The organism is Chrysiogenia bacterium, from assembly GCA_020434085.1.
In the GTDB taxonomy this organism is placed as follows: Bacteria; JAGRBM01; JAGRBM01; order JAGRBM01; family JAGRBM01; genus JAGRBM01.
The window spans coordinates 1-4773 of the sequence record JAGRBM010000398.1 but is presented as its reverse complement, the minus strand read 5'-3'; the positions used below and the strand labels follow the sequence as shown (position 1 = coordinate 4773).

Annotated in this window: 5 protein-coding genes; 3 read left to right on the top strand and 2 right to left on the bottom strand. The window is 64.9% G+C overall.

Annotation, left to right across the window (positions count from 1 at the left end; all coding sequences use genetic code 11):
- The first annotated feature begins 147 nt into the window (after window positions 1–147).
- The 3 genes from KDH09_13695 to KDH09_13685 all read left to right on the top strand — a co-directional run bounded on the left by KDH09_13695 (window position 148) and on the right by KDH09_13685 (window position 3382).
- Window positions 148–1338 (top strand): ABC transporter permease, encoded by a 1191-nt coding sequence (locus tag KDH09_13695; protein ID MCB0220748.1) that lies wholly within the window; start codon window positions 148–150, stop codon window positions 1336–1338.
- A complete protein-coding gene (locus KDH09_13690) occupies window positions 1335–2075 on the top strand; it encodes an ABC transporter ATP-binding protein (GenBank protein MCB0220747.1) in 741 nt (246 codons plus the stop codon). The genes KDH09_13695 and KDH09_13690 overlap by 4 nt, the downstream gene beginning before the upstream one ends.
- 332 nt (window positions 2076–2407) lie before the next feature.
- On the top strand, window positions 2408–3382 hold the full coding sequence (locus tag KDH09_13685; GenBank protein MCB0220746.1) for a nitronate monooxygenase: 975 nt from the start codon (window positions 2408–2410) through the stop codon (window positions 3380–3382).
- Window positions 3383–3697: 315 nt separating this feature from the next.
- On the opposite strand, the gene KDH09_13680 is transcribed toward KDH09_13685, so the two are convergent.
- Together KDH09_13680 and KDH09_13675 are read right to left on the bottom strand one after the other, a co-directional pair.
- Window positions 3698–4168 carry a VOC family protein gene (locus KDH09_13680; GenBank protein MCB0220745.1) on the bottom strand — a complete coding sequence of 157 codons (471 nt, stop codon included), beginning with the start codon at window positions 4166–4168 and terminating at the stop codon, window positions 3698–3700.
- 106 nt (window positions 4169–4274) lie between these two features.
- The coding region (locus tag KDH09_13675; GenBank protein MCB0220744.1) for a hypothetical protein at window positions 4275–4773 on the bottom strand (499 nt) is incomplete at its 5' end.

Genomic DNA, 4773 nt, shown 5'->3' with positions numbered 1-4773 from the left:
GCGCAGCGCGGTGCGCATCGGCTTCCACGGGCTCGACCAGTTCGCCATTGAAGAGGGCGTTTCGCCCGGCGCGGTCCTGCTGCGACCGGCCGCGCCCAAGACGCAGCTCAAGTCCGGACACTTTGCCCGCGTGACGGAGGAAAGCCCTTGAACCTCGCGCTCAAGGACATCGCCTACCGGCGCACCAGCTTCGCGCTCACCGCGCTGGGGCTCGGGCTGCTCTTTACCATCGTGCTGGCAATGGGCGGGGTCTACCGCGGACTGGTCGACGATGCGACGCTGCTGGTCAACCGCATGGGCGCCGATCTGTGGGTGGTACAGGCCGGAACGCGTGGCCCCTTTGCGGAGATGTCGCGGGTCTCGGTCTCGCTGGCCGACCGGGTGCGCGCGGTGCCGGGCGTGGCGCGCGCGCAGGCGTTCAACACCTACACCATCCAGCGCGAACATGATCGCAAGCTGATCCGGCTCTCGACAGTGGGACTTCCCTGGGAGCAGGATCGCGGCGAGTGGATTCCGCTCATCGCCGGGCGCGCGCTGCGCAGCCCGCACTATGAGATGATCGCCGACGTGAGCTCGGGCCTGCACATCGGCGAGAAGGTGGAGCTGGCCGGCTCGCTCTACACCGTGGTGGGTCTTACCAAGTGGATGGTCTCGCTCGCCGGCGATGCCACGGCGTTCATGACGCTGGGCGATGCGCTGGAGGTGCAGACCTATCAGCCGCCGGCGGCGTTGCGGCAGGCGCGGGCCCGAAACGGCGGCACCGACAAACTGCCTCCCTCGCCCAGGCCGCCAGCGGCGCCGTCCCCGGCCGAGAGCCTGCGCGGCGGGCAGGTGAGCGCGGTGATGATCTACCTGGAGCCCGGTGTTGCACCCGAAGAGGTGCGCGCGCGCCTGGCGCAGTGGGCCGACATTTCGGTCTACACCGCCGCCGAGCAGCACCAGCTTCTCATTGAGGGGGTGGTCGACAAGGTACGTCGCCAGATGGGGCTCATCCGCGGGCTGCTGACCGCGATCTCCACGATCATCGTCATGCTCATCATCTACAACATGACCAACGAAAAGCTCCACGACATCGCCATGCTCAAGCTCATGGGGGCGCGCTCGCGCATGATCGGCGGCATGGTGCTCCAGCAGGCGTGGATGCTCGGGCTGCTGGGCTATGGTTTTGCCACGCTGATCGGCAGGCAGAGCTTTCAGTATTTTCCAAGACGTGTGATTCTCACCGACTTCGACCTGGTGTTCCTGGCAGCGCTCGTGCTGTTCATCACCACACTCGGCAGCGTGGTGGGCATCGCCAAGGCGATCCGGGTCGATCCCAACGTGGTGCTGAACGGATGAGCGTGCCGGCCGAGAAAATCGCGACGAACGGGGCCGTGGCGCTTCGCGCCGCGCATCTCTACAAGACCTACGGCGAGGGCAACACCGCCGTGCACGCGCTCAGCGATGCGAGCATGGAAGTGCGTCGCGGCGAGGTGGTCGCCCTGCTGGGGCCCAGCGGTGCGGGAAAGAGCACGCTGCTCACGGCGCTGGGGCTTATCAACCTGCCCGACAGCGGCAAGATCTGGTTCGAGGACGACCTCGTTGTCGATGAGGGACTCGCCATCTGCGATCCCAGCGAGCTGCGCCGCTCCTATGTCGGCTTCGTCTTCCAGCGTGCCAACCTGATGCCGTTCCTGACCGCTTCGGAAAATCTCGAGATCGCCATGGAGATCGGCGGCCTTCCAAAGAGCGAGCGCCGCGCCCACGCGATCAAGCTGCTGGACAGTCTGGGCATGGCCGACCGCGCCGACCACGTGCCGGCCAAGCTCTCGGGCGGTCAGCAGCAACGCGTTGCCATTGCCCGCGCGCTGGCCAACGAGCCCACGCTTCTGCTTGCCGACGAGCCCACCGCCGCTCTCGACAAGGAACGCGGCCGCCAGGTCATGGAGCTCTTTCGCGAGGTCGCGCGCACTCACCACGCCGCGGTCATCGTGGTCACCCACGACCACCGCGCGCTGAGCGTCTTCGATGCCGTCTATGAGATGGAGGACGGCTGGCTGAGCGAGCGAAAGGCCCCCGCCGACGTGCGGCTTTAGGGGACATTGTCCCGTCATCCCGAGCGAAGCCGAGGGATCTCGCAACTACATTCTGCATTGCACCTTGTTGGGCCGCGCCAATGTGTGGCAGCGAGATCCCTCCGCTTCGCTGCGCTCCGGTCGGGATGATGGGGAGGGTTTTGAACAAATATGCACTGATTTCAGGGCCTTGTCGGAATTTCTCGAATCCCATTTGGGCGACGCTCACTCATCGACTAAAAACTGACGGGCGCGTCAGGGGAGCGGGGCATCCGGGACTCATACTGGCCACTGCGGGTTCCCGTGCGGGAGCCGACCGACGCAGCACCTCTTACAGAGCAAGGGATCATTCAATGAAGACACGCTTTACCGAAATGTTTGGAATCGAACACCCGATCATCCAGGGCGGCATGATGCACGTGGGCCGCGCCGAGCTCGTCTCGGCCGTGGCGAACGCCGGCGCGCTGGGATTCATGACGGCGCTCACCCAGCCCACGCCCGAGGACCTGACCAAGGAAATCGCCAAGTGCCGTGACATGACCGACAAGCCCTTCGGCGTGAACCTCACGATTCTGCCGACGATCAAGCCGACCCCCTACGACGAATACGCGCAGGCCGCCGTCGAGGCGGGCATCAAGATCATCGAGACGGCGGGCCGCAACCCCGAGCCCTTCATGCCGATGTTCAAGAAGGCGGGCGTGAAGGTCATCCACAAGTGCACCTCGGTCCGTCACGGCGTGAAGGCGCAGGCGCTCGGCGTCGACGCAGTGAGCATCGACGGCTTCGAGTGCGCGGGTCATCCCGGCGAGGACGACATCCCGGGTCTCATCCTGCTGCCGGCCGCTGCCGACCAGATCACGATTCCCATCGTCGCCTCGGGCGGCTTTGGTGACGGCCGCGGCCTGGCCGCCGCGCTGGCGCTGGGCGCCGAGGCCATCAACATGGGCACGCGCTTCATGGCAACCAAGGAAGCCCCCGTGCACGAGAATCTCAAGAAGATGATGGTCGAGTCCGACGAGCGCCAGACCGCGCTCATCTTCCGCACCCTCAAGAACACCGCGCGCGTCTTCAAAAACTCGGTCGCCGAGAAGGTGGTCGAGATCGAGGCCAAACCCGGTGATACCAACTTCCAGGACCTCGCGCCGCTGGTCATGGGGACCAAGGGCCGCGTCGTCATGGACGAGGGCGACATGGAAGCCGGCATCTGGTCGGCGGGCATGGTGATCGGCCTCATCCACGACATCCCGACCTGCGACGAGCTGGTGGGGCGGATCGTCAAGGATGCCACCGACATCATCAACGGCCGCCTCAAGGAAATGGTGAACTGATTCCGATAGCCCGGGCTTCCCTTCCCGTTCGTCCTGAGTGCCGCGAAGCGGCGTATCGAAGGGCAAACGGGTCACCGAAATCCGAGGCCCCGCTGCCCTTCGATACGCGGCACGTCGTGCCGCTACTCAGGACGAACGGGGAAGGACACGTTCAAAAAAAGAAAATGCCGCCCGCATCTGCGGGCGGCTTTTTTTTTATGTTTCCAAGACTTTTTGAGCCTGTCATTCTGAGCCGAAGGCGAAGAATCGGTTGGAGCCGACCGGGACGCGATTCTTCGCTCCGCTCAGAATGACAACTATGTGTGAGGCAGGCCTTTACGCCAGCTTGGAGAAGGCGTCGATCACTTCCTGGGGGGCCTGCACAAGCTCGATGAGCACGCCGGCGCCGCCGATGGGTGACTCTTCATTGCCCTTGGGGTGAATGAAGGTGACGTCGTATCCCGCGGCGCCCTTGCGGATGCCGCCGGGGGTAAAGCGCACGCCCTGCCCGGTGAGCCATTCGACGGCCTTGTGGATGTCGTCGATCCACAGGCCGATGTGGTTGAGCGGCGGGTTGTGCACCTTGGGGCTCTTCTCGGGGTCGATGGGCTGCATGAGATCCACCTCCACCTTGAAGGGGCCCTTGCCCATCACGGCGATGTCTTCGTCGACGTTCTCTTTTTCACTCTTGTAGTTGCCGGTCACTTCGAGGCCGAAGGTGTCCACCCACAGCTTGGTGAGCGCGGACTTGTCGGCGGCGCCGACGGCGATCTGCTGGATGCCCAGCACGCGAAAGGGTCGTTCCATGTTGGTCCTTCCTTGGGAGAAGTTGCGCCCGCGTGCAAAATCTCGCGGGCGCAGGGGACTTAGCAGAGGCGGGCCCCGGCTGGCAAAAGCGTGGCGGCGCGCCGCGCTACTCGCCCAGATACTCGCGAACCTGCTGCTGCGTGCTCTCGCGGGAGAGACCCGCGGCCTTCGCGGTGCCGAATGCGTCTTCGAGGCTCATGCCGTGCTCTTTGCGCAGGTGAATGGCGAACCAGCCGCCCGCGCGGTTGCCCGAGCTGCAGTGGATGAGGACTCTCTCGCCGGCCTCGTGCTTTTCGGTCGCGACGCGCTCGATGGACTGAACGGCTTCCGCCTGCAGCGCTTCCTTCTTCGGCCAGGGATAGGCGTGGTATTCCAGACCCAGCTCGCCCGCCTCGGCGGCTTCATCGAATTCCAGCTCCTTCATCTCGCCCTCGGGACGCAGGTTGATGACGGTCGTCACGCCCGCGAGCTTGAAGGCCTTGAGCCCCTCGGCGTCGGGCTGGCCGGAGAAAAAGATTCCATGGTACTCGCGCACGTTCTTGGTGCCGGGCCAGTTCTCGTGGACGGTGATGTCGGCGGGCTTGATGGCGTGGCTCGCGCAGGCG